General features: G+C 34.7%; 21 protein-coding genes. 2 read left to right on the top strand and 19 right to left on the bottom strand.

Going from position 1 to position 26,447, the window contains the following annotated elements:
- Positions 1-2: 2 nt before the first annotated feature.
- The 15 genes from LK416_00910 to LK416_00840 all read right to left on the bottom strand — a co-directional run bounded on the left by LK416_00910 (position 3) and on the right by LK416_00840 (position 15,448).
- Entirely contained in the window at positions 3-2,726 is a 2,724-nt protein-coding gene (locus LK416_00910) for an AAA domain-containing protein (protein ID UEA74769.1), read from the bottom strand.
- A 354-nt stretch (positions 2,727-3,080) separates the two neighbouring features.
- Positions 3,081-3,698 carry an HNH endonuclease gene (locus LK416_00905; GenBank protein ID UEA74768.1) on the bottom strand — a complete coding sequence of 206 codons (618 nt, stop codon included), beginning with the start codon at positions 3,696-3,698 and terminating at the stop codon, positions 3,081-3,083.
- 163 nt (positions 3,699-3,861) lie between these two features.
- Positions 3,862-4,221: a hypothetical protein gene (locus tag LK416_00900; protein UEA74767.1), complete on the bottom strand. Its 360-nt coding sequence runs from the start codon at positions 4,219-4,221 to the stop codon at positions 3,862-3,864.
- Between the two features lie 158 nt (positions 4,222-4,379).
- Entirely contained in the window at positions 4,380-6,089 is a 1,710-nt protein-coding gene (locus tag LK416_00895) for a hypothetical protein (GenBank protein UEA74766.1), read from the bottom strand.
- Between the two features lie 23 nt (positions 6,090-6,112).
- Positions 6,113-6,496, bottom strand: a complete 384-nt coding sequence (locus LK416_00890) for a C-GCAxxG-C-C family protein (GenBank protein ID UEA74765.1) — start codon at positions 6,494-6,496, stop codon at positions 6,113-6,115.
- A 480-nt stretch (positions 6,497-6,976) separates the two neighbouring features.
- Positions 6,977-7,531, bottom strand: coding sequence for a hypothetical protein (locus tag LK416_00885; GenBank protein UEA74764.1), 555 nt, complete (start codon positions 7,529-7,531; stop codon positions 6,977-6,979).
- 56 nt (positions 7,532-7,587) lie between these two features.
- Positions 7,588-8,217, bottom strand: a complete 630-nt coding sequence (locus tag LK416_00880) for a hypothetical protein (protein ID UEA74763.1) — start codon at positions 8,215-8,217, stop codon at positions 7,588-7,590.
- Positions 8,218-8,667: 450 nt separating this feature from the next.
- Positions 8,668-9,561: a DUF6430 domain-containing protein gene (locus LK416_00875; GenBank protein ID UEA74762.1), complete on the bottom strand. Its 894-nt coding sequence runs from the start codon at positions 9,559-9,561 to the stop codon at positions 8,668-8,670.
- Positions 9,562-9,587: 26 nt separating this feature from the next.
- Entirely contained in the window at positions 9,588-10,217 is a 630-nt protein-coding gene (locus tag LK416_00870; GenBank protein UEA74761.1) for a hypothetical protein, read from the bottom strand.
- Positions 10,207-11,424 (bottom strand): ATP-binding protein, encoded by a 1,218-nt coding sequence (locus LK416_00865; protein UEA74760.1) that lies wholly within the window; start codon positions 11,422-11,424, stop codon positions 10,207-10,209. Before LK416_00865 ends, LK416_00870 begins: the two co-directional genes overlap by 11 nt.
- Positions 11,425-11,704: 280 nt before the next feature.
- Positions 11,705-11,842, bottom strand: coding sequence for a hypothetical protein (locus tag LK416_00860; GenBank protein UEA74759.1), 138 nt, complete (start codon positions 11,840-11,842; stop codon positions 11,705-11,707).
- A 167-nt stretch (positions 11,843-12,009) separates the two neighbouring features.
- Positions 12,010-12,918 carry a HAMP domain-containing histidine kinase gene (locus tag LK416_00855; protein ID UEA74758.1) on the bottom strand — a complete coding sequence of 303 codons (909 nt, stop codon included), beginning with the start codon at positions 12,916-12,918 and terminating at the stop codon, positions 12,010-12,012.
- A 3-nt stretch (positions 12,919-12,921) separates the two neighbouring features.
- Positions 12,922-13,767 carry an ABC transporter permease gene (locus tag LK416_00850; protein UEA74757.1) on the bottom strand — a complete coding sequence of 282 codons (846 nt, stop codon included), beginning with the start codon at positions 13,765-13,767 and terminating at the stop codon, positions 12,922-12,924.
- Positions 13,760-14,713 (bottom strand): ABC transporter ATP-binding protein, encoded by a 954-nt coding sequence (locus LK416_00845; GenBank protein ID UEA74756.1) that lies wholly within the window; start codon positions 14,711-14,713, stop codon positions 13,760-13,762. Before LK416_00845 ends, LK416_00850 begins: the two co-directional genes overlap by 8 nt.
- A gap of 51 nt (positions 14,714-14,764) precedes the next feature.
- The gene (locus LK416_00840) at positions 14,765-15,448 is read right to left on the bottom strand and encodes a response regulator transcription factor (protein ID UEA74755.1); all 684 of its coding nucleotides are present in this window, start codon (positions 15,446-15,448) and stop codon (positions 14,765-14,767) included.
- Positions 15,449-16,042: 594 nt separating this feature from the next.
- On the opposite strand from LK416_00840, the gene LK416_00835 reads away from it, so the two are divergent.
- Together LK416_00835 and LK416_00830 are read left to right on the top strand one after the other, a co-directional pair.
- On the top strand, positions 16,043-16,426 hold the full coding sequence (locus LK416_00835) for a hypothetical protein (GenBank protein UEA75845.1): 384 nt from the start codon (positions 16,043-16,045) through the stop codon (positions 16,424-16,426).
- Positions 16,416-16,667 carry a hypothetical protein gene (locus tag LK416_00830; protein UEA74754.1) on the top strand — a complete coding sequence of 84 codons (252 nt, stop codon included), beginning with the start codon at positions 16,416-16,418 and terminating at the stop codon, positions 16,665-16,667. The genes LK416_00835 and LK416_00830 overlap by 11 nt, the downstream gene beginning before the upstream one ends.
- 55 nt (positions 16,668-16,722) lie before the next feature.
- Here the strand turns inward: LK416_00830 and LK416_00825 are convergent, their stop codons facing one another.
- The 4 genes from LK416_00825 to LK416_00810 form a co-directional block, all read right to left on the bottom strand.
- Complete coding sequence (locus LK416_00825) at positions 16,723-17,448, bottom strand: hypothetical protein (GenBank protein UEA74753.1); 726 nt, start codon at positions 17,446-17,448, stop codon at positions 16,723-16,725.
- Positions 17,449-17,471: 23 nt separating this feature from the next.
- Positions 17,472-18,515, bottom strand: a complete 1,044-nt coding sequence (locus LK416_00820) for a hypothetical protein (GenBank protein ID UEA74752.1) — start codon at positions 18,513-18,515, stop codon at positions 17,472-17,474.
- 226 nt (positions 18,516-18,741) lie between these two features.
- Positions 18,742-20,400, bottom strand: a complete 1,659-nt coding sequence (locus tag LK416_00815; protein ID UEA74751.1) for a putative DNA binding domain-containing protein — start codon at positions 20,398-20,400, stop codon at positions 18,742-18,744.
- 167 nt (positions 20,401-20,567) lie between these two features.
- Complete coding sequence (locus tag LK416_00810) at positions 20,568-26,408, bottom strand: ATP-binding protein (protein ID UEA74750.1); 5,841 nt, start codon at positions 26,406-26,408, stop codon at positions 20,568-20,570.
- Positions 26,409-26,447 lie beyond the last annotated feature (39 nt).

The following is a 26,447-nucleotide window of genomic DNA, read 5'->3' as shown; positions in this document are numbered from 1 at the left end:
TCCTATCCCATCACTTCTTCCAACTTTTCAATAATCTGTTGCTTTTCTCCACTTCCATTTGTACAAAACCGCAATAATGGAATTTTATACAACTCAAATATATGATTTTTCTTTGAATCTCTGAAAGCCTGTTTGGATTCTGCCTGATGATATTCATATCCATCGACTTCGATAGCAAGTATCGGCTTTTTACCAAGTCTGCTATATATAAGGAAATCTACATGCGTACCAGACTGGGCAACATATCGCCTTTCTTCATCACTTAACAACTCTGAACTTCTTATTAGTTTATTCAAAGGGAAGTGGCAAACGACATCCAAACTTGCATATTTATTTTCAGCAAGAATATCCTCAATTAAACTATACATTAAGTTTTCAGAATCGTACTTTGACACTTTTGGATGATTCTTCAAATATAACTTTCTTGCTTCTGTATATTGCTTGTACAAATAATCAAATATAGAATAAATTTTGCTATCTGTAACTTCAAAATTATTGTATTGAATATAAGCAACCAAATCTGTTATGTTACGCTCCCGTGTTTGTTCATTTCCTGTTACCACTAATATCAGTCTCTTTTTTGCTCGCGATACAGCAACATTAAGCAAATATGGATCATCAACAAAATCTGAAATCTCATCATCAACGGTAGAAATTATTATATTCTCCTTTTCCCGTCCTTGAAATTTATGTACCGTTGCAATATCTGTATCTAAAATTTCATTACACAATGCTTCCATTTGGTTTCTGTATGGCGTTATAATGCCTGTTTTCTGTAAATCAAGATTACGCTGCGGAATAATTTCATTTTTTATAACATCAATCTGTCTCTGACTATAATGATCTCTCGCATGATTTCCTACAACTGTTTTAACAACTGACAACACATCTTCCTCACCATGATCCTCTGTCATAATTAACAATTCACCATGATAAAATTTTTGATTACAGAAATTAATTATCTTCGGATGACACCTGTAGTGCTCACGCAACATCGTTTGTGTAACATTTGGTATAATTTCTAAAACAGATTGCAAAAAACTCTTGGTATACCGATATCCCTCATCAATTTTAAAATTATTAAATATAGCATCTGCTCTGTTTTTTATATCATTTGGGACAACATTAGGCAACTGCTTCGTATCTCCAACAATTACAACATTCCGTGCACACGAAAGGGCTAATACTCCTGTTGCGATATCAACCTGTGAAGCTTCATCCATAATAAGATAATCATATATTATTTTCGAATTCAGACTGTTTCTGGCTGAAAATGTTGTACTCAATACGACAGGATATTCCGCTAATACCTCCTCCGAATTTTTCCATAAATCATCTTCCGTAAATATTCTACGTTCCGTGTTATTTCCATATCTTTTTGCTATCTGATTTTTTAAAACCAACATAGATTCACTACATAGATTATTTAATAAATTCTGATCCGTATTTTTTAAATAGGTTTCTATTTCTAATATTTCACTTGTTAATTCTTCTTTTCTTGCATAATAATACATAACCTGAAATATTGTAATTACATTTGTGATATCCTGTTTATAAAATTTCCAATCTCCTATCCCATACATAAATAATGACTTCAATTTAATCCATAAACTGATTTTCTGTTTTTCCTCTACAGCCATCTGCCACTCCTGCCATAATTCGATCCATTTTTTCGATGATATCTTTTTCCGGAACTTTATTTTTGCTATATAGATATTCTTTTCCTGTACATATTGATTAAAATATTCCTGTTCTATAAGCATCTGTGAAAGTTCTTGTCTTAATGCAGCCAATCTTTCCTGTTTATCAAATACAGTCCTTAATTTAACAGAATCTTCGTGTATTTTTCTCTGTAACGCAAGAATATCCGTATGTACTCTCCATGATGAAAAGTCAGGATAGTCAATGCTTTGTTGTTCTATAAAACGTTTTTTATTTTCGGAATTACCTAATCGTGCTGCAATAAATCCCATATTATACTCTGGAAAACTCAATTTCTCATATACATTTTCAGTAGCTGAATTATTTCCAGAAACAATCTGAACTGTTTTTCCATCCATTAAAATATTTGCAATTATGTTCAAAATTGTCTGAGTCTTGCCAGTACCAGGAGGTCCCTGAATGACACTGATCTGATTCTCCATCGCCTTTTTCACTGCTGTATACTGACTGTTATTACACCCAAACGGAAAGATTGGAGTATAATTTCCCTTTTTTATTTTATAATTAGCCGGATTCAAGTAATGGGATAATGCTACATATGGGCTTATGAAGGATATTTTCTCATATTTCTTTACCAGTAATTTATCACCTGTTCTATTATTTCTGAGATCACTCAATTCTGCAATCTGCTTCATATACTCAAATTTATTTGCTTCATTACCCTGACTTAAAATGGATTTATCTATGCTAAGATCTCTCCGAAAATAATCGCCTTGTATTTCTTTTTTGAAACAAATATGCCAATATTCCTCTTCTCTACCATTAAAAACATAGATTTCTTCTATATTAAAGAATTCCTTACCATTCCTGCTAATGCGGTATTCAACAGGATTTAAAACCTTGGGATTTGTTAATTTTTCCACTTCATCATACCTATATATAGAAAACCTTCCATCGTTATACCAAACATTCCAGGAATACATTTCTCTATTGTATTCACATAATGCTACCTTGCATGTTTTTATTACACCCTGTATAACTATCATTTCTTTTCTTGTATCCATTTGTGCCTCACTACTTTTATTCGACAATATATAATATAAATTGTCCTTTATTCGCAAAGTATAAGATTATTTATTTCTTTAGGTAATTCTTGCCAGATTTGGCTATTAGACTAACCCACCCCTTATTACTTCTTTTGCATTATAACACATTTCGTATAGTCATACTACCATTTTTAAACTGACAGCATATGCAAATCGCCAGACACCTGCATTCCTGCAGATATCTGGCGACTATTTTTCAAGCATCACTTACACGGACTTTTCCAGCTATGCATTGTTTGTCGCATATGTAAAATATATAAAATAGGTGAAAAGGGAAAAATCCCACTCTTTAGAGGAACTATGCTGCTTTCTCTAAAATGCTTCCAGCCACCATGAGGATTTATTTTGCTGTAGTTCTTTATCTATTTCTTTAATGTTAATCCCCTGCTTTTCTGCTAATGACTTAATTATCATTCTAAGATTTCCTGCATATGTTGCTGTATTCCAGTAATTTTGTCCAAAATGCACACTTGATCTGTCTGCAAGGGACTTGATTTCTTTACTTATATATTCCTGCATTTTTCTTTCATCCAGCTCATTTTCTGAATGATCCAGAATATATCTTAATGCGCTCCGAAATTTATACCCATATATAAATTTATATTCGCGCATTCCCTCACATCCCCAAAATGTATCATAAAACGAAACCCCATAGGCTCTTATCCAGTCCCACATAATCTCCGGATCTGCAACATTCGGACCATCTGCATGGCATCTCTTGCACAAAAGCACCAAATTCTCCGGTTCATCTTTTCCACCTAATGAATCCGGTATAATGTGGCATCGATCCAATGAACGCTCACACCCGCATCTCCAACATCTTTCACCCGCTTCAGCCCAGTCTACACTTAATCCGCATTCGTCCTGATGCTTTGCCCAATATGAAATAATTGCTTCTTTTGTAGTTTTGATTGGTTCTCTTTTGCTCATAAATTAATCTCCTTTGATCTTCACAATGATGATTCAATAGTAACAAGTGTAATGTCCAAATAAGCGGTCATCTACAAAACATTTCCATTCACTATATAAATACTGCAAATCGCCAGACCCCTGCATTTCCGCAGGCATCTGGCGACTGCCTTTCTGGTATCACCTACATCAACACATCTATGACGTAGTGTCCCATCTGATCCACCACCACAGACACCGTCTCGAACCCGGTCTCGAAATCGAGATAGTATCGGTTATCCCTGTGGGTAAACACGACCTCACAATTCATCTGAGAAAGCACAGACATGACTTCCCCAAGATCCTGTTCCGATCTTCGGATCACCTGCTTCTCCAGATTTTCCTGCTGGTTCTTCGACATCTCCAGATAATGAAGATACAACGATGTCTCCAATGTTCGGGAATTACAGATGCTTTTGTGAAAATAACTGCTGACGATCATGTAGAGCACATATGTGGTCTGTTCCTGAATGTTGTTTCTTTTTTCTGTAAATTTGTATGCCATATCAGCACCTCCATTGAAAATAATATAAAAAAGGTATATATCCGGACAGACTTTTAGCCTCGTCCTAATATATACCTTGTCTTTTCAATTATTTTCGATGTTTTTCCATTATATATAAATGCAGATAAATATGCAAGTACTTTTATCTATTTGCACTATTACTCTAAATGAGTGGACCATGTATGCCAGTCATATGGATCGTATTTATTGATATCTATATAATAATCTCCCTTCATTAATTCTTCGATGGTATTATATTCATTTAACCCAAACTCAGCTGATGCGGAAGTTAATGTGCTGTTAACAGGTCTCTGCCATCCTGTAGGATCAAACTTAAATTCTGAACTGCCAAATCCATAGCCCTGAACCTCGCACCTTACATATTTGCCCGGCTCCATAAAAATCAATGTTATCATATGTCCAGCCGAATCATGTGCGATTTTACTTGCAGGAGAATAGTATCGGCTGTAGTCGTTATAAAGTCCATCCTTCCCATCATACGAACAAGACAGTATTATGTATGGATAACCAAGCTCCATCATAGCATTTGCCACCGTTGCCGCACCCCAGCATGAGTACTCCGTATAGGTGTGATTTTGTATCCAATATTTAAGTGCCGTATATGTTTCATAATCTGTCATGTTTGGTGCACATTTAGCAACATCTTTTAACATATCTTTTAGAAGCACTTCGCTTTCATAAATATACACAGGTTCTATGAACGGATTATATCCTCTATATTTTCTGTAGTCATATTCCTTGGCTTTTGAATATCCATTTGATACCAGTGTTACAACCTTTGCATCACCAAAATATACACCTACCGATTGCTTTTTATCCAACAGACAGCTTGCATTTACAAGTATGTATCCAACATAGCCCTGCTTATAAAGGGCCTGCTGCATTTTATCTTCAACCGGCATTTCATTATAATATGTCACCGATATATTTGTTGCTACCTGAACATCTTTTCTGTTCGGAATGTATTGCGAATGTGAAAAACTGCTAAATCCACATTTTTCATTATATTCTGTATGAATTATAAAATTATCCTTCAGCCTCTGCTTAATAAAGATCGGAAAATAGCACTGTGCAAAATTCTTTGAAGTTCTGTCCTTTACATCGCCATCATAACTCGAATAACCGGTATATTTAAAGAATGGAAATGCGTCCTGCTTGTATGCAAGCTCTATCCCATTTACTGTCTTAGTAGTCATATGATAATCTGGTACCGGTACCTTTTTCGTTACTTTAGACCATTTGGAATAATATTTTTTCCCGCCTATTTTCTTATAGGAACGTATGTGGAATGTATATGTCGTCCCATATTCATAAATCTCAACATTGTAGTTGCTATAATAAGCTTCTATTTTCTTCTTTGTTAATTTATTTCCATTTTTCCCATTATTTTTTACTTCTATGTCATATCCATCGATATTCATAGCCGAATTGTCATCCCAGCTAAAGCATAAAGCATCCCCATAATACTCACCGCTCTTAATTGTGCCACTCAGACCTTTTACCGCAGGAACCGCTATGCTATATTCTATGGTTTTGCTTCCTTTTAATTTTTTACCTTTATATTTGCCTTTTAAGGTAACTTTAATTTTGTACTTACCCGGTTTGACGGGCTTTTTAGGATATGTAACCTTATAGTTCTTCGGTTTTAATTTCTTCCCCTTATACTTCACTGTAACTTTCGGTTTAATTTTCTTTCCTGTATAAGCATAAGTTTTTTTACTCGTAGCTACCGTCCATTTCGAAGTTGTACCTTTTGCATAAGTCTCTATATCGGCTCCCTGAAATGCAAATATACCGAATACTAATAAAATAACTACGGCTAGTAAAAGTCCTCGTTTTCCTCTCATATAATGTTTCTCCTCCCAGGGTATTACCTATATTCTTCTATCAGTTCAATGGCTTCTTTGATCATACCGTCACAATGCGGTTTCTTCTGACCGCCCGCCTGTGCATTTGCTCTTAACAGATCAAAGCAATTTATCATACCATTATGATTCTCTTTCATCTTTCTCTGGAACTCTCCTACGATATGAGGATCTGAGATTCCCAATGCGCCAAGTACCATCAGTGCTCCTGTCACAGCTCCACATGTACTGCCTGACTTCATTCCTCCACCAAAATTTGTACCAAGTGCCTTCATCTGGCTCTCCGACAAACCAAGCTCCTCTGCATAGGTCATCATTATCGTTTCCGCACAGTTCGGGCACATCGCATTACTTCTTAACTGCATTGCTTTTTCTATGTGTTTATCCATAAAAAACCTCCTGTTTATCATTTGTATATCTGGATATAAAAATACCCATTTGCCATTGTTTTTAATGAGCAGCATACTTTTCGGTAAAAATCATCTGCTGAATTAAAAAATATAATTGTAAAATTATTATACAAGATACAAATACCATCGCAAATACCTTTTCATCATTTTTTCACATGCCTCAAAGAAAAGCTATCTAAAAAAACAAAACGATGTGAAATAGAGTAGTTGCTATTAGTCGCAAATTAGTAGCAGAGCAAAAGAAAAAGTCTCGGAATTTGCTTATTTAGCGGGTTCCAAGACTTGTGGTTCTTATTCAAACTCTTTTTCGGGTTTACTTTTTCATGTTACTTTATTGTTATTGTGTTTCAAAACCGCATTATTTTGATACGGTTTTGTATCTTATTAATGTGGTTACAAAGCTGCTGTATCCAAATTATACCCAGAATAGCATATAAGCCGAAGCTCGTTTTCACGTTGCTAAACAATACCCCAGCTTTTATACGCTTCCTCTGAGTAAAACCCCAAAGCGCCTCCCTTAGGATACTTTGAATTAACAACAGAAAACTGATTAATCGCGTCAAATATCGGTTCTTTTTTAAACGGTATATGTATACAATGTGCCCTTTCATTTTTTATTCGTTCCGCCAAAGATTTTGTCCACATGCTATTCAATTCAGAAGGTGCGCCAATCTTAGAATACCCTGGATATGCTATTATGATTGGCAACTCATAATAATCAACGGCCTTTTCAATTTCCCAATTAAGAATTCCTCTGTCATAATTTGTCTTATCCGATATAATCAGAAGAAAATTCTTACTCGCTGATAATCTAGTTTCTAATCTGTTAAAAAGCGTTGCTTTTGATGAGCTATCACGTACCTGATAAGTTTTTTCATGTGAATTAGTAAACCTAAAATCTATACTTCCAGATTTATTCCATGCCTTCAGCAAGTTAAAATAATGAATATCGCTTTCTGTAGGATCTGTCGATCCCTGCCCGTCAAAGGCAACATATGTACCTGTTCTGTTCACGTGTGGTTCCTCCCTATAACATTTTCAGGTTCATCAAACCTAATTTTTCTTCTTTATCACTTATTCGTCATTCTCAGGAACAAAAACTGATTGCTATCTTTTAAAGCATCTTCCAATTTCTCCTTGGTGGCGGAACTGTGATTATTTGCTCCATCCCACATCCAATTAACATATAAAAAGCCAGAGCGAAGCCAAAAATAGTAAAACAAAGCTTGAGTTAACCCCTTGTCGTAATATGCGTATGGCAAAAAGGTTTGCTTTCTCGCGGTACGAATGATCTCATTGTCCGAAAGCCCAATAAAATTGGTTTCTATAACTTCTTCTTGATAATCTGCAATAGCCTTTAACAAGTATCTAAAGTATATTTTAAATGAATTGGAAGAAGACTGTTCTTTTTCCATTTTTTTACTCATTTGTTGCTGTATTTGATTTGTTATTCTCTGCACGAACAATAAATCTTGGACTTCGTTTGCATTACGATCAAAGATTCCTTGATATTCTTCCATTTGAGACATTCTTTCCTCATTATTAATAATGTCTTCAAAGCCCCGTATGAGTCTTGCAGAATCATAATACATATTCTTAACTGATAAGTAATCCCTAAAGCGTACTATTCCATCATCACTTTCTATTGAATCTCCGCTTTCCATAAAAAGATTATATCTTGTCAAAGAACTTAATCCCATACTGTATCCCTCTCATCTTTATCATGTGATTACATGGCAATTAGCTATGCCGCTATTACTATCAACTATATCTGACTTCTTGTCGTAATCTGGATAAATTACAATTACCGGTAAACCTTTTGTACCTATTCCGTAATTCATTTTCTCCCTCAATGCACGACTATTGGCAGTAATGGAACTTAAAAATAAAATAATGTTCTTAGAATTGTCAAGTCTTGTATGAAGTCTAGGCTTAAGAGTCTTTTCCCAATCACTACCATCTCGCACATTATATGTCTTATCATGTGCATCATTAAAGGGAAAACTATTATCCCCTCCACAATCTTAGCATATTGTAGTAAACAAAATCATGTGTTGAATTTGCCCCTAAATTACTTTCACTAAATGGTTCCGAAACATAAAACGCACTATAATTTGCATTTCGATATGACATATTAAATTCCTCCTTTACTATATGTCTAATGTTACTTTATCTTTATCTCCTTTATATATAACAACATCAACTTCTCCATGTATTTTATCTCCATACAATTGAAATAACGATGTTATTACTCTCAGTGAATCATTATGTGACAATCCTGCTCTCGAAAGGTTTGTTCCCATCAATGGAATTACCAATCTATGCCCTTGACCATGTTGATCGTAAAAATTAAGAAGTGATTTTATGCACATTTCTAAATCATCGACAGAAGTATGAGCGATATTATCTTTATCGTATTCCGAAATTGCAAGTAACAAAAAGGTACTATTGTTATTTCCCCTAATCATCGCCACTGTACCTAACTCATATACTTCTCTTTTCCCACGTTCCTTATCTTCGTCAGCAATAATACTTTTGGGCACTAAATTTTGCATTTCCAAGCAATTATGTATCTTGTTGTCTATTTCTTCTATAGTAAATCCCTTATTAACCATTGTTTTTATCCATCTTCCATGTAGCGAATTAGGTGATACCAATGGCTTTGAACATGTTGATATATCTTCATCTACAATAGTGTCAAAACATGAATTAACCGGAATTACAAATAACTTTTCTTCCTTGTTCCTTTTGTCAAACCCATCTTTCATAATATCAGAATAACATACTTTTATTTTCCCAGATGGACTTTCCCAAATTGTCTTTGTTCTCTTAAAAATACACGTCCATAGAATTGCAAGTATGAGCGCAAGCACACATAATAATATTATTATCACACATTTATATCGTGTTGACGTAATGCGTATATCATCCCAAGTCCAAAACAAAAAGAAAAGCGATAATATACTTGCAAATGTACCAATACACTTAATCCACGTTTTACCTATGAACTCCAAATTTTGTTTTATCACATTTACTTTGTTCATAATATAACTTTCGTACTCTCCTTATACTACTCTATTTGTTCATTAATCTTCTCAATCCACCCACTGTCATCACTCTCAAACAGCTTTATGAACTTTCCAAAATTACTGCTACCAGTAACAGAATCATCCGAATCCAAATCTTTCACTCGGCGACTCATATCTTTGTAATTCTCCGCAGTAACATGTTCCATAACCTCATGAACCTGGTCTGCTCTTCCTTTGTAATTCTCCACCCCGGTATATTCCTTTATCAAGGGAGCGTTCACTGGTTTTGCCGGAGATTTCAGATTTTCATCGGTCCAGTGCTTAGATATAATCTGCATCGTACAAGGATTCCCAAACATAATCACTTCATCTGCAGCATTATCCACACCATGAAACTCATTAATCTTACGTTTAATGTCTTCATACTGCTCATGCGGTTTCTTTTCTGTATCGCAGAATACAAGTACAAGTTCGTCTGCTCCATTTTGATAGCGGTCCTGATATCTCGCTGGAATATTCCCATTTCCACCGGCATTAACCAATGAGATATCATATTGCTCATTCCACATTTTTAAATTCTTTAACCGATTTAGATATTCATATTCCTCATTGCCTTCACAGATAATGCAAATTTTATGCTTATCAAAGAACTTAGGGAGCTTATTTGGCATCGGCATCATCCCCCTTTACATCACCTTTAATACTAAGCAAGGAATTGATTAGTTCTGGATCAGGCAATGCTCCAAGAGCACCTTTCCGATATTTTTCCATAACATCTGTCGTATCTCGTACGCCCTGCTGTGCTGTAAAATCTGCAAGTGAATACACATATACGCCGTCTGCATCCTTATGAACAAACCAAATCTGCTCCTTCCGGAACATTCTTTTGCAATCCATAAGATTTATATCATGTACTGTAAATATCATCTGTGCACTTGTATTCAATTCATTATTAAACATAGCAACAATCGCCCTAGTAAGCTTAAAATGAATACTGCTATCCAACTCATCCACGACTAAAATCCTGCCTTGTTCAAGTGCTTCAATTACATAGCTGGCAATAGCCGCAATCTTCTTTGTTCCTGTGGAGTCAAACATCATGCTTGGCACATGGACTCCCTTATAAGTAGATACCAATCTGATTTGATCCATAATGTTCTCTGGAATATCTAGCACTTTCTCATCTGGCTTTTCGACGCCTTCACCAGTTTTCAGCTGTATCCTATCCATATCCACATATTCAAAATTATCCATGTATAAGTCAGCATTTTTTATGAACCCAACAACCTTCTGCTGCAACTGATTCTTATTCTTCATGAGTTCAATCGTGTGCTGCATAGGTATGTTATTCATATTGATGATATCAATTTTTTCTGCAAATCCGACAAGAATCTGCTTCATCTCATTGATATGTTCGAATTTACTTGTATCTACCACATAGCATAACAAATTATTCTTTGATACAACTGAAATCATAGTCTGAACAGATTCATCAATACACTCATATATTTCACTAACAGTATCTTTTTTCAACCAACAAACTTCCTTTTCGTTGTTGTACTTATCTTTAAATATCTCCGAAAATGACTCATATATATATTCTTCTTTTTCTGCGTCATACTTAAAATCATAAGAAAATTTTCTTCCAGATGCCATAAATGTAACACCTAATTCGCATACATCACTATCAGTAAATATATTCGGCATCAGTCCATTTTTCTTATTTAAAAGCACATTTCTTATTGCCCTAATACACTTAATTAAACATGTTTTCCCTGCATTGTTTGGTCCATATATTCCTACCGTTTTAAGGACATTAAAATTGTTTTCTTTGTGAACATTGGCTCCAAATTTCTTATTTCGCATATCTGCTTTCATTGAAAATGTAATATCATCCTCAAATGCATAACAGTTTTTTGCTCTTACCTCTATAATCATGGCTCATTCCTCCAAGTCACTTTTTCTATTTACTTATCATTATTATATCATTGATTATTTTTTATGCAACTTTTTTTCACTAAATATTATTTTAAGAATTACCAAAATCTCATCCATTAAAAAAGGACAGCCTCTTGGCTGCCCTCTTGTCATCATTTACTAACAGAACAATACTCGGAGATGAACGCTGATCTTTTTAATGCATTGGTGAAATTTCTACTTAAATATCTGCTTCCACATTTGTTGTATATAACAAGTCTAGTTCTTTCATCATCCTTCGTTCCAATATTTCTCTACCAAAGGACATCAGCAATGCTAATATCCCAATGAAAATCGAAATGATCTCATAAGTCGTCATCGACGCCACCTCTACGCTCCGCTCCGGTCGGCGCTAAACAATCGTCCCCCCCCGGACGCTTAACGCCCTGTCATGGGTACTTTCCTTAGATAGTATCCTAACATAAGAGCTAATGCTTCTGCAAGGATAAATAAAAATTATTGATTATCCCTCTACGTTGCAAAATACTATTTAGCATCGGTTCCAATCGGAAAGTTCATTTCAACAATAAACTCTTTTTTTTCTATTTTTGCTTCAATCTCTCCATCCATCCGACTAACCAACTCCTTTGCAATAGATAGTCCCAATCCAGTAGATGTTTTACTTCTGGCGGCATCTGCTTTATAAAATCGCTCAAATACCTGATCTATATTATTCTGTTCTGGATGTGTAACCTGATTGCTGATTCTAAGCACCGCCTGATTTTGATCACGTTCCAACACAATGCTAATCTTCTTTTCTCCATGATCCAGCCCATTTTTTATCACATTCTGGATAACACGGCGGAGTCCCTGCCTGTTTCCATGTATATACAACTGTTCTTCCGTAATCTGAATATCCGGCTGAATTTCCATTCTTACCCATTCATCATAGTATGAAAAAACTGTTTCTTTCAAAATCCGGTTCATACAGCACAATGTCAATTTCAAACTGTAAGATTCGTTTTTTAACTTTGTAAACATAAAAAGTTCTTCCAACATTTCATTCAGACTATGAATTCTTTCGTGGATAATGCTTAAATAACGTTTCTGATCCTCTATATTTTCACATTCTTCCATTAGCTGGAAATATCCGTCCAAAGATGTCAGTGGTGTACGGATATCATGAGAAAGATTTGTATAAGTGTCCGCAATCAGAGCTTCTTTCTCCTGATAATGCTGCTTCTCTTTTCTTCGCAGTTCCAGAAGCTCATTCAACTTGTCAGAAAGCTTTCCTATTCCACCCACATCAAATTCATGGTTAATCAACATGTTACTGTCATGTTTCATCATAAACGCCAATTGGCGGCAGATGTCTTTCACCTGCCGCTGGTATTTCCACATAATAATAAATTGTAAGATAATAATTCCTGCTAATATCCCAATTACGATATACATCCGTTAAATATCCCTCTTTTGAAAAACAACGCTGCTTACTGATATCATCATAACGATGAACACTATTGCCACACCAAATGCCGCCAAACACTCATTTCCACTCGGATCCATAGGAAGCAGTGATAATTTTCCTGTTATCGTATACTTATAAATCTGGAAATTCTGAATTCCTATTTTTTGAATAGCACTATTGATCACCCCATACACAATGGTCATTACATTCATGCTAAGACAGACAGCAATGACCATGCTGATTACATTATTTTTCAAAATAATTGCAATCGCCATACAAATCAGCACAAGTGCATAATGAAGAGCCAGTTCAGTCACAAAATAAGATAAAATTGCCTTTGTATTTCCCCATTCCAATTCCCCGAAAACAATACCATTCGCCGCTGCCTGAAATAAGAATGCACCTGCCATTGTCAGTACCGTAAAGACAGCCAAGGCAATTGCTCTGGAAAAAATCAGAGTTCCTCTATTTCTAACCTGACCTCCTATATTCTTAATATATCCGCTACTGATATCCGCTGTTGAAAACAGAACAGTAAAAATCACCAAAAGCAGTGCATACAATTTTCCTTGGGAATTGGCAAAAAAGATATCATATACCGTCACCTTTTCTCCCGGCTCCGTAGGCAGCGTTACCATCATTCCCACATTAATATTATCCACAGTAGGTTCAGTAACCTGCTCCTGTTTCATGGCATCCTTTTCAGTCAAAAGCTCATAATCTGTCTTGCATAAAGATGTTGTAATCAATAATATTGCTGCCAGTACGATCCAGATTACATACATACTTTTGGTTTTAAGCATCCGGTATAAATCCATTTTTATTATATTAAGCATGATCCGCACCTCCCGTCAGATTCAGAAAATAAGTTTCCAGTTCTTCACTGGTTATGGAAATCCCTTTTACCGGAATTCCTGACTTTGCAAGTTCCATATTCAACGCTGCACTTTCATTCAATCGTTCAAAAATATGAATATGCTCTTTATCTGTTACCTGATAGTTGGTAAATCCCATAGAATCCATCACCGGAATCGCCTGTTTCGGATGATCCAATGTCAACTCTATCCGTTCACTGCATCTTCTTATTAATTCTTCTCTTGTAATTTCCTGTAATAAACTTCCATTATGAATAATTCCATAATCAGTAGCAATCTTCGATAATTCCTCAAGAATATGACTGGAAATGCATATTGTCATATTCTTCTCTTTCTGAAGTCTCTGAATCGTATCCCGGATCTCTGCAATACCCTGTGGATCCAATCCATTGATTGGCTCATCAAGAACTAATAAATCTGGTTCTCCAACCAAAGCAAGACCAATTCCCAAACGCTGTTTCATTCCAAGTGAAAAATGTTTTGTTTTTTTCTTTCCCACATCCTCCAGACCGATAATTCTCAATATTTCTTCAATATAACTTTTTTTCTTTATTCCAAACAGCTTGCATTTGATATTCAGATTTTCATATGCAGTCATATCTCCATAAAGTCCCGGTGCCTCAATCAGACATCCTATCCGTGATCGAACTTTTTGCAAATCCTTTCCCTTGTATCCGAACATCTCGATTTCTCCACAAGTTGGCTTGGAAAGTCCACTGATCATCTTCAGACAAGTTGTCTTCCCAGCTCCATTCCGACCGATAAAACCATAAATAGCACCTTTTTTAATATGCATATTGACACTGTCCACAGCTTTATGGTGTCCATATTGCTTAGTCAAGTTTCTTGTTTCCAATAACATTTCGCTCAAGTTTTTCATCTCCTTTTTCTTATCTGCATTTATCATAAAGGAATAATCCTAATCAAACGCAAATAAATAGTAAAAAAAGAGTAAAGATTATAGATGAAGACGATAACCGATTCCCCAGACTGTTTCAATATATTCCTCAGATGTAACTGTTTTTATCTTTTTACGAATATTGCTTATATGTACATCCAGAGTTTTTGTTTCACCCATATATGGTTCGTCCCACGCATATTCAAAAATGTCCTCTTTACTGAAAACCTGCTTCGGATTTCTGAGCAGTAATTCTAAAATCGCAAACTCCTGTCTTGTTATCTTAGGAAGTATTTTTCCACCAATGCTGACCTGAAAAGTAGCTTTGTTCAATACCATCTCTCTGAACGAAAGGTTAGATTCTTTTATTTCCTTTTCTTCTGTATGACGAAGCTGTACCTGAATTCTTGCCAGTACCTCTCTGATTTCAAAAGGTTTCGTTATATAATCATCAGCCCCACTAGTTAAAACCTTTACCTTTTCATCCAAGCTATCTTTCGCAGTCAAAACAATAACCGGAAGATTTCCCTTTTTCCGTATTTCCTCCAGAACTGCTTCTCCTGTAATTCCCGGCAACATCAAATCCAGCAACACCAGTGCATAGCTATGCTCCTGCATATTCAAAAGCAGCTTTGCCTCAGTTCCGGAAAACGCCTGCTCACAGGAATAGCCTGCTTTGGATAATGCTTCCTGAAGCAGATTATTGATATTTGTATCATCTTCTACAATCAGTATTTTCTGCATGATAGTTCTCTCCTCTATTTTACACTGTGAAAACATTATTTTCTTGCATTATACGCTTTTCCCTTTTTTTCCGCAATTACTCCCCACAGATCCCCGGAATTCTCCAGTACATAACATACTTTTTGTTCCAGCTGAACTTATAATTTTCAGTATTGCTGTGCTTCCAAGATGCATATATCACTTTTTCCTTACCATTATGCCTTTATTTCTCCATCAGTGCTTTCGCAACCCTTATCCCGCCAACAAATAGAGCCAAACTAGAGCCATTTGATAAAACAAATGCCGGAAACCCGCATAAATACAGGCTTTCGGCATTTTAATCCGTTATTCAAACTCTTCCCCTATATTTTATCGTCATCCAGCAAAGGCTGATATTTCCTACATTTCAGGCATGTCTGCTTCGCCAAATGTTACGCTTTTCATATCGTTTTGAAACTTTTTAGTAGCAAATTAGTAGCACAATTTCAGACATCAATTTATCTGAAGACTTGATATAATCTACATTTTTACTACTAATTGTGAATAATCAACTGTGGCTTGCGAGTGATTCAAAATCATCACTCTGCTGCCATTCAAAACGAAAGGAGCATTACCATGAGTAACCAACACAAACACCCAACTATTAGTTTTAGAGTTTCTGATTCTGAACGTAAACAAATCGAAGCCCGTATCCTTGGCAGCGGTATGATGAAGAAAGATTACTTTGTCCGTTCCTGCATATATAACCGAATCTGCGTTGTAGGTAAGAAAGAAACTATATATTCTCTGGTACATACTGTAAATGCATTGTATCTGCAATTACTTGAAATGCAAAAGGCATTTGTTAATTACTATCAAGAGCAAAATACCGATAATCTTCCTACAAACGATGAAATCACAGAGCTGCAGACCAGCTATAACAATATGCTTTCTGCCATCATTGATCTGCTTGATGGTGCTAAGTATCTCTGGGAAGGAGGCACTCACAATGAGCAATAATCTTATTTATCTGTTCGGCATGTATGAACCTGACACAGATTCCATCGTTGTATATGCAAATGACAGTAAAACATTCATAATCAATTGTCAGAAATATAATTCATCTGTCATGCTTGATAATCCTGATGATATTGTATATCTTTACAGACTTGCGCAGGATACTCCTCTACTGTATGCAGAACTTGCTCTCAAAGCAGATGGATTGCAAGGATATGTTGATGCTATGAATGAATTTAATTAAATATTCTCATGTAGCTGCACACATAATTAAATTGTGCAGCTACAATACACATTTTTTACCACACCCAAAGTATTTTTTTATCATCTATGCCAAGCAAATCCTCATGTTCAAATCTATAAATTTCCTTATCTTCCTTGATATATGCTACTTTTAGAGACTTTTCACAAGCCTGATTATCTATTCTACTATAAGAAAATCCTATCCTACAAAAACCATATTCTGTTCCTTTTGATAAATTAACTTTTATATCTACACTACAGTTTTTATCCCATCTAATCCAGCTTTCGCCATTTTTAGGATAATAAACTCTTATTGTATCTTGAGCAAATGGCTCATTATACAATAAAAAATATTCTCGATATAATTTTTCTCTATCGTTTACAATATTTACAATTTCATCTCCTGCTAACTGATTACTTATATCTTGATATTCTATTCCATTCACTTCAAACCAATTATCTAGTATTGCCATTCCTAACGATACTGCATGTTTTTTTTCAGCATTTAACGAACATAATTCAATAGCCATGGTAAGAATAAAACTACGATATATATCATCTAATGATTTGTTGCTTATAAGCCATACATAATGTCTTTGTATAGCAAGAGATTTTAAAATATCATCAGCAAATGAATCATCTATTCCTTCAGTTGCATCGCACGCTTTCTTTACAGCTTTTTCCCATAAATCCATCTTTTTATATTCTTTTACTGACTTTGATATGTACTCAGTTATAAAGTTTAAAGATTTTTCACTTATTTTATCAACTATTTTTTGCATACAAATCACCTCTTCATTATGTATTAATATCCATCTAACCACAAAACAAAATCTATTCTATACTCGTCATCATTTATCCAATATGTTATAACCTGTAATAATGTATTAACCTTTTGCTTATCAAAAACTACACTCAACAATTTTTCAGATGGAATCTGTTCTCCTTGCTCTGTTGCGGTGAACACTATAGCATACTCTTTCTTGACATTACGTAGTGTCCCCACTATTTCAAACCTCTTACTCTTTGCTATTAAAAGTGCTTTTTCTACTCTTTCAACAAAGCACTTAATCTCATCCCTAAATAAATGTGCCAATAATTTTACTACCTCATAGCAGCCATTTAATTCCGATTCTACCTTCATATGTTCATATAAGACTGATACATATTGCCTAAAAAGTTCGTAATATAATTTATCTTCAGACAACACAGCCTCTCCATATTGCTCATATAGGTATTGTTGCACCAACATCTCATTTTTCTGTGGCTTACTTAATAAAAATCCTTTATGTGTTTCAGTAACTAACAAGTTAATTGATCCGCTTTTATTATAGAACTCTTTCCGCCACTTAATATATTCAATAATTTCGAACGGAGACAACAGTTGCCTACACATATACTTAAAGTCATCTAGTGACATACAATTAACAGTTAAGCCATCATTTCTATGACTTCTAAGCAAATGTTCATATTTACATATACTTTTATTTTCAAAAACTACAAGCGGAACAATCTCCGCATCTGAGTTAATCATTGTTCTTTTACCTCTGGCATTTACAAAAGAGACTTTTTCTGTCTTAATATATGAAATAGTGTCCTTTATCTGTTCCTTGGCTTTTTTACATTTCTTTTTCAACCACTTTTCTTCTATATTTTTATCTTGTGTCCTATCCTCTTCATTCCGCTCCTTTAACTGAATAGCTAGAATAACATCCTCTAAATTTATTATTAAATCTGCTAATTCTATCTCTGTCCCACCATCCGGAACAAATTTCAATTGTGAATACACCAGTTCTTTATAAAAATAATTCTCCGAAAATGAACTCAATAACTTTTCTGAATTTGTCAATTAAACACCACCTATCCATTATGAATCCTCTTTGAACTCTCCATAATCACTTTACAACTTGAATATTTTTTCTTAATGGAGAAGTTTTATAATGAGTTGCAATCGAGTTTTATCATAAAACTTAACTTAATTATATCCTCAATCACTCTACAATGCCGCATAATATTTCATTTCAATTGAGTGGAAATTGAGTTTTTTTATAAAACAAAACTCAATTTTCACTCAATTATTTATACACAACATACCTGGCTGCTGGTCCTTTACCTGTTAAAGTAATCAGATTTTCACTCCTCATTTTATCAATGACACTTCTTGCCTGCTGCTTAGTAAATCCGCACATCTCCTGTATCTTAGCAGATGTTATCTGGTCATTTGTCTGTAGATATTCTAAAATCATATTTTTTGCCTTGATATACTGAACCGTTTTATCTCTTGTATATTCCACATCTGATTTTAGTGCCTCATAAACCTTAGCAGTCAGCATATATTCTTTGCCTACAATCTCAATCAGACCTCTGCTAACCAGCTCATTACATGACTTTTTTGTTTCATCCAGAGATTTTTGAACTTTCCTTGATAGCTCTGATAACTGCTCTTTTCTGTTGTCCATTAAGTCTCTTAATATCATCATCTCAGCCAAAGGCATAATTTTACTATTTTTATCCTGTACTTCCGTAATAAACTTAACAAATTCTGTATTATCTATTGCACTAAATATTGTCAAAGAAACTGCATCATTAAATGATCTGTATCTTGGATAAGGCTTACCCATTGAAACCATGTCCTTAAAGATGATATCTACTCCCTGACCTGTTCTCTGAACATATTTCAAATTTTGCAGTGTCTCTGCTATCAGTTTATTTCTTGGTATAGATGGATGCGTTATGATATTGTCCTCTGTAATTCCATCAAGGAATCCTCCTGGATTTTCAATAACAATTCGATCCGGATATTGTTTTACATAAACTGCTGCATTGCTCTGATAGTCTCTATGGGACAACGCATTGAGAAGTGCTTCCTGAAATACTCTCTCTGGAAAATCTTCTACCTCAAGTCTGAATAATCCTACCTGAATGTTCTCTATCTTACTGTATGCTTGTACTCTCTCTGTCAGCTTGTCAATGACACTTATTAATGGCAACTTCAAATCAAGTCTTGCATCGTATTCTTCTAAATTATCAGCTGAATAATGCAAATATATAACTTCCGCCTGCGGTAACAATCTTTGAATTGAGGTTTCTTTTCCCACAAAGAGCAGACCTGCAATAGTCAGTCGTTCTACATCTCCATCATATTTTATAAGCTGTAAATCTCTCAAAAAATCTATATCATCCAAATCTGGTAATGTGGATTTAGAATCCCTGACTCTTAACTTTTCCTTCAGACTATACACTTCTAACTTATTTACGTCATCCAGAGTACTCTCACCTATAATTCTGCCAGAAAAATCCGGATTCTGTGCAGAAGAATAAACATTGCTCAACTCATCCGGATATGCAGGTTTTGAATTCTTACCTAATCGCTTCAGGCATCTGCCATCTGTAGTTGTATATGTCTTTCCATCTGCTTTGACTGATATTGCAATAACAAGTTTTCCTTGATACTCGAAGTCTGATATTTCTGTAAATAATGGTGGTACCGTCCTGTCATAAATTCCCTCAATAATACGCTGACCATCATAATTTCTATCACAACCAGTAACTTCAACAGGCTTATCTTCTACTCCAAAATAAACTGTTCCGCCCTTAGTATTTGCAAATGCAATTAATTCATCAACAGCAAGGGAAATAATTTCTTTCATATTTCTTGCATTTATCCAAGACTTAAATTCAACTGTATCAGTTTCCTCAGCATCTAATATTTCTTTAAATTCTTTTTCGGTCATTCGTGTTACACCTTCTTTCCCAATAAACACTCTTGTCTAATCTGGTAAAAAATCTTTCACATAAATTTCTCCTACAAATTATCTACTTTTACAAACAATTTCATCCCTTTCATACATCAAGCTGATTTCCACTGCACATCTTATATACAATATACAATTCTTACAAATCAGTAAGTCTGCGTATATGATTCCACGCAAGTTTTCATCATCAATGTTCCAAATTGTTTCTCCAACATTTCGATATACTCTTTCTTTATATACAACTCGGTACCACTATATAATGGAATTGCATTGCCTGGATATTCGCTGTCACCTTTGTAACTCGATAACCATTTTTTCATAATACAAACAATATCATTATCCTGATTAACTGCAATATATCTTCCATTCAAAAAATCAAATTCCATATGAATGTTAAAAAGTTTAGAAATCGAAATACTAGGCCACAGGTAATCTGCATCTTCTAATTCTCTATCAAATGTTCTAACAATATTAATAAGAGATTCCGAATTATCTGAAATCATATAAGTTTCTCCTTTTCCAACCGCTAGAGCTAAATATCGTCGGAATGGGATCTGATTCTCTTCATTACTATCTCCTACTATACCTTGATATGCAAAAGTAAAAGACGCCTGATGATAATCAATTCTTGTTCTTGTCTCATAGCATCCGATTAGAATGTATTCCTCCTCATTATTTTTAAGAAAAGGAACACACGAATTACTCTTATCATATAGATGATTTCGAGGTTGAATTTCACGGCACTTGAATAATCTATATATCCCCTGGTAGTCAGGTATCAACCGAAACAAATTCTGCGGAATCAACTCTGGTTTTCTGTCACGATAAGCTTTTTCAATGATTGCGTGGAGCGCATATTGAATTACATATGATTTGTACACGGTATTTGTTTCAGGCATCTTACTTTCCCCACCAACAAAAGCGCGTATTTTATTATTCAATCTACTTGATGCATGTAGCCTTTTGTACAGTTCTACATAGTCAATACCACAAGTATCGACCACCTGCATAATTGGATCTCTATATACTGAATTCTTAGCGTATTCATCGGTTCCTTCTCTAGCCTCTTCTTTTCCAAGATCATATAGTTGCTCAGCTAAGTAAAACTCAATATCTTCTTGTTCCAAATAATCTGGTGAATGCTTATCTACACACTTTAAAAGATAGCTCTTATATATTGTAAATTCCGAAAATATGACGTCCAAAAGCAAATTTCTGGTTGGATAAACAGCATTAATTGCATTTATCATTCGATCAACATTCAAATCTTTCAAACGATATCCATAACATCTTACTAAATCAGCAATTGCTATTTGTGTCACAAGATTATACTGTTCATAATGTTCTAGACAAAATACTATTGCTTCTGTAAATTCTGAATAATTCTCTTCTTCAGCAGCATTCGCCAAATAAGCATACGTTGCCAGAAACGATTCCTTACCTCCATCAATAAACCGCATTAATAAGCAATTACGCAGTCCTAATAGTTCATCTGTTTCTTCCAAAACATTATCAATAGGATAATGATCAAGATTTGGGAAACGAAGTTTCATAATATCAAATGCATTTCTCCAAATCGTAATAATGCTGTTCTTATCATACCCAACCGCAAAAAGTGCATCCAAAAGACCTTTTGTAATTCTGCCCGAATGTGAAATAATAACTTCAGGTAATTCACTATAAAATATGTTACGAGCTATATCAGAACTAAGTCGTATACTATTGAGAAATTCATCCTTATCAATTAACGAGCTTCCCCATTCATATGAATAAAGGTACATCAACATATGAATTTCTGACAGTTCTTTATCGTCAAGTTCCAACTGCTCAATGATTTGTAGAACAATATCCTTACGTTTCTTACTATACCTCCATCCACCGTATTCAGTAATTATAAATCTCATTATCTCAAGTAGAGAGTCCTTATCATTCTGATAATTTCTAAGGAATCTACAGATATCTTGTACATCTCGCTCAATTAAATCATGTGTTTCAAACCATTTCTTTGCATCCTCTGTAGTTAAAGCTTCAAAACGTGTTTGATTAGCTTCAAAAACATCCACTGTTTTCTTAACTTCTTTGTTTTCCATATCGTCGGCTTTTTTTATATGGAAATATTCTATATACTGTGAAACATCAAATCCTGATGACTCAACTGTTAATAAAAATTCTTTAATGCTTCCATCTTTACACGAATCATTGTCCGGCCAAGGACTATCAAGAATATTAAATCTTGAAACAACATTGATAACAAGTTCATTCATACGGCGCTTGATTAGTAATCTTTCATCATCGTCTGCTCCTGTGTATATCTGCTCTAGTGTTCTGAATACAGATGTGGATGCATCAATTATTCTTGGGCTTGTATCATTTGGAAGCGACTCAATCAGTTCAATTACAATATCTAAACAATCCAAATCATTGCTATACTTTTTTATAGCAGAACGTAACATACCCTCCACAACCCAGCTTTTTCCGAACTTGATTTGTAGCCCTGACAGGAATGCAAGTGCATACTTCGAGTCTATCTTAAGCAATTCATCAAACCAGCGATTTAGAAAGTGCTTTGTTTCTCTTCCATCAGTATGATTCCAAAGAGCCATTGTCATTTTTGTTATTGTATCACGTTCCTCTTCTGGATTTCCTGCAACAGCTTCAAAAAAAATGTTATAAGAATCCATAATTTGCAACAGAATAATATCCTTGTGATATCCATATGCAACAAGATAATGTATACATATATCAAAATGCTCTAAAGCCTCAGACTGATTATACTTTGAAATAAGACTAACAAAGCGTAACTTTGCTGCAGCTATGCAATCATATACCTCATTTTTTTCTATTTTCTCCTGAGTTCTTAATAAATAAGGTTTTACGATCTCATAATTATCAATTGTCAGAAAACGAGATATTAAGCCCAAAAATTCAGCATCAGTTAATGGACCTCCCATACTATGATCCAAACTTGTTCCAGTTTCATCATCAAGCCGTTCGAGAATCCCTAGGGCTTTCTCCAGATCCTCTACTGTTCCATTTTTGACAATCAGCTCTACTGCCAGTTCATATGACCTTGTTAATTCATTCTGTAGAAAATACAAATCACAAGTACGTGGTTCTCCTTTGAAAACTTCCGTATCCTGTAGCAATAGTTTCAAATTAGTAAGTGCTGTTTCACAGATTGTTTTAGAATCCATTTGTGTTGTGTGTGCACACAATTCTGACATCTTGACAGAATATATTATCCAATTATAGAACCAGTTAATATTTTTACAATCCGCACAGACTTTCTCTATTACTTTCCTATCCCCCGCTACAGCCAAATAATATATTTGTGAGGAAAATTCTTTAAAAATCATTATATCTTTTTCTCCTGGCATCCTCAATGTTTTGATTTTTTCCAAGTTTCCAATTGTAACCTCAAAGGAAACTTCACTTTGCGGATAATATCCAGTCTCAATATACGAAAGATAGTTTTTCCAATTAATCAGTTGTTGCTCCTCCGCAATTGAAGCAATTTCATCAAATTCTATATAGTCCTGTAACTCATCATACGCAATCTCAATACATTGGTTTCTTATTGAAACCTTTTCTTTTTCTATTGCCTCCATAAGCTTAGGAATGATACTAACTCCTTGTTCATCAAGATAATATCTATAATAGTATTTAAGTTCCTCAATTTTATACTGTTTAGCCTCTGTATCTAAATACAGTTCCCACCAAGGTGTAATACCCGCTTTCGAAGAAATATAACACGCAATTCGGCCTGTATTCATATCAAAGGTTGGTTTTCCATCAATTTGCATTAATTGATTTAGTTTAGAAGCACCCTTTATATCACATATTGCTTGGAAGTACTCTTCTCCAGTACTATCGAATTCGTTCATATCATCGAGCATTGCCAACAACTCACCTGCTGTTGCCAACGCAACTAAATTTCTAATTCTACCCGCACTTCGGATAATACAATTCAAGTTCATTCTTATACGTTTTCGAGAATAACCCTCTGATACTGATTTAAGAACAAATTCTTTCTCAATCAATTCAATATTTTCTGCATCTCTCTTGATTTTATATAGCAATTCAGTAAGATAATAAAATGACTTATCAAATTCAAAAAATGGTTTCTTCTGTAACCAATCAGCAAGAATACCATAGACATTTCGCTCTAAATCCACTTTTTTATCTTTCAATGAATCTAAAACAAAACGGCGGAAACTTTCATGATAGATTGAAAAGCCACCGCTTAGTGTATTTTCTATCAATAATGGATGAAGCACCGATATATCTTGTTCTACATATTTGCCGTCCCCTGTAATCTCCATTAAATCATTTAAACCAAGATAGAAATCTGCCCCACAAAGTGCATTAACCGTGCGGTTATTATGAACTTTTGTATACAAATAGGAATAATACTTAGAGAGACTGATATCGTAGTCAGGTATTTCGTCTATTAATTTTTTATTCTCATCTAAGTTTCGTAATTGGCGCAGGATATAACTAAGGTATAGAGCATTTCCCTGAGATTTCTTAAGTATATATGCACTTATTGATGAAATATCATCATCTTCAATAGTATCATCACTAATTTGAAAAGTCGTCATCAAGGATTTTACTTGTTCTATTCCCCAAGGCTCAATCTCAAATACACTGTAGTTCTTGCTTTTAAACTTCTCTATTTCATTTATTGGCTGCGATGATATTATTACATAGCAGTTATCAGGAAAATCGATTTCCAACAGTTCCGAAATGATTTCAATTTCAGAGTGGGAAATAAAATCTTTATTTAGCTCATATTCTCTAGCTATATGATCAAGACCATCTACCACTAAATAGAATTCTTCTTCAATGAAACAAAGCAAATTTTCAAGCTCTGCTTTATTAGCACCAAAGATTGTATTTTTATGTACAACTAGCTCTGGGCATTGTTCCACTATCTGCGAAACTAGATTTCCATATAAGGAAGTGACACGTATTCTCTCAAGACTATTTGTATCCTGTAAAGACTGGAAACAATTATAATGTATAACTTTACTATCTTCACTCGTAAGTTTATCTACGTATTCATCAACAAGCCAAGACTTTCCAGATCCAGGGTTGCCTGAAATAATGACACGTTTTGAATCAAGAATTACTCTGTGTAACCTTTCAATTTCATCACCAAGTATAATCTGATGCGTTGAATCCACCGGAAATCTTTGATCAAATTTCCCGTAATCCATTATTAATCCAAGGCGCCCCACTAATATATTTGTATAAAGTCTGTTTCCTATCGCTCTAGAATGTTTTACTTCCGTTGCAAGTTTATAAATAATATCCTCCACGTTGAGAGCATCATTTGGATATATTCCTACCCCCAATTTCTCAGTTTGCCGAATAATTACATTTTCTAGGGCTCCAGGATTCTTTAAATCCAGACTTGCTTTAGGCATTTCTAAAATAATCGTGAGATCATTACAAAAAGCTAAAAAGGCTTCTCTATCAATAAGTCCTGACTTAATCGCCGTATTAAACTTTCTCCAACTTTTTGGTGGTAATTTTTCTGCTGGCCAAAACACGTCACCGTCAAACGAATATGCAGCAACCGAAAAAGGCAGAGATTGTTCTTGAATAGGCTTCAAATACTCTGTAATTGGATCATCATCAGTAGGCATGTTCCACGCTAGACATAACTTTATTTGAGTATCATTTTCGGATTCTTTTCTCATTTTCCAAGAAGCGAAAAGATCACACAACGCAGTATCATGTCCATTGCCATTTGCCAAGTCATCTTTAGTAAGTTTATGGGAGCTTTCATCATCAGAATACTTAATTTGAAATTCAATGTTACCATTAGACATCTTCAACTTTAAATCATCAAATTTATCTCCGCTGAAATCCTTACGATCGATAATCAGCTCAGCATCTATCTGTTGAAGCATCAGTTGTAGAATTATTGAAACAGTAAAATAATCCTGATATTCATATCCTTCATGGATTGGACTCTGCATTTTATGACCTCCTCACATCAACATTCAGTAAATCAACCT

Source organism: Lachnospiraceae bacterium GAM79 (assembly GCA_020735665.1).
Lineage (GTDB): Bacteria > Bacillota > Clostridia > Lachnospirales > Lachnospiraceae > Coprococcus.
Note: the sequence above shows the minus strand (reverse complement) of the source record. Positions and strands in the feature narration are given on the sequence as shown.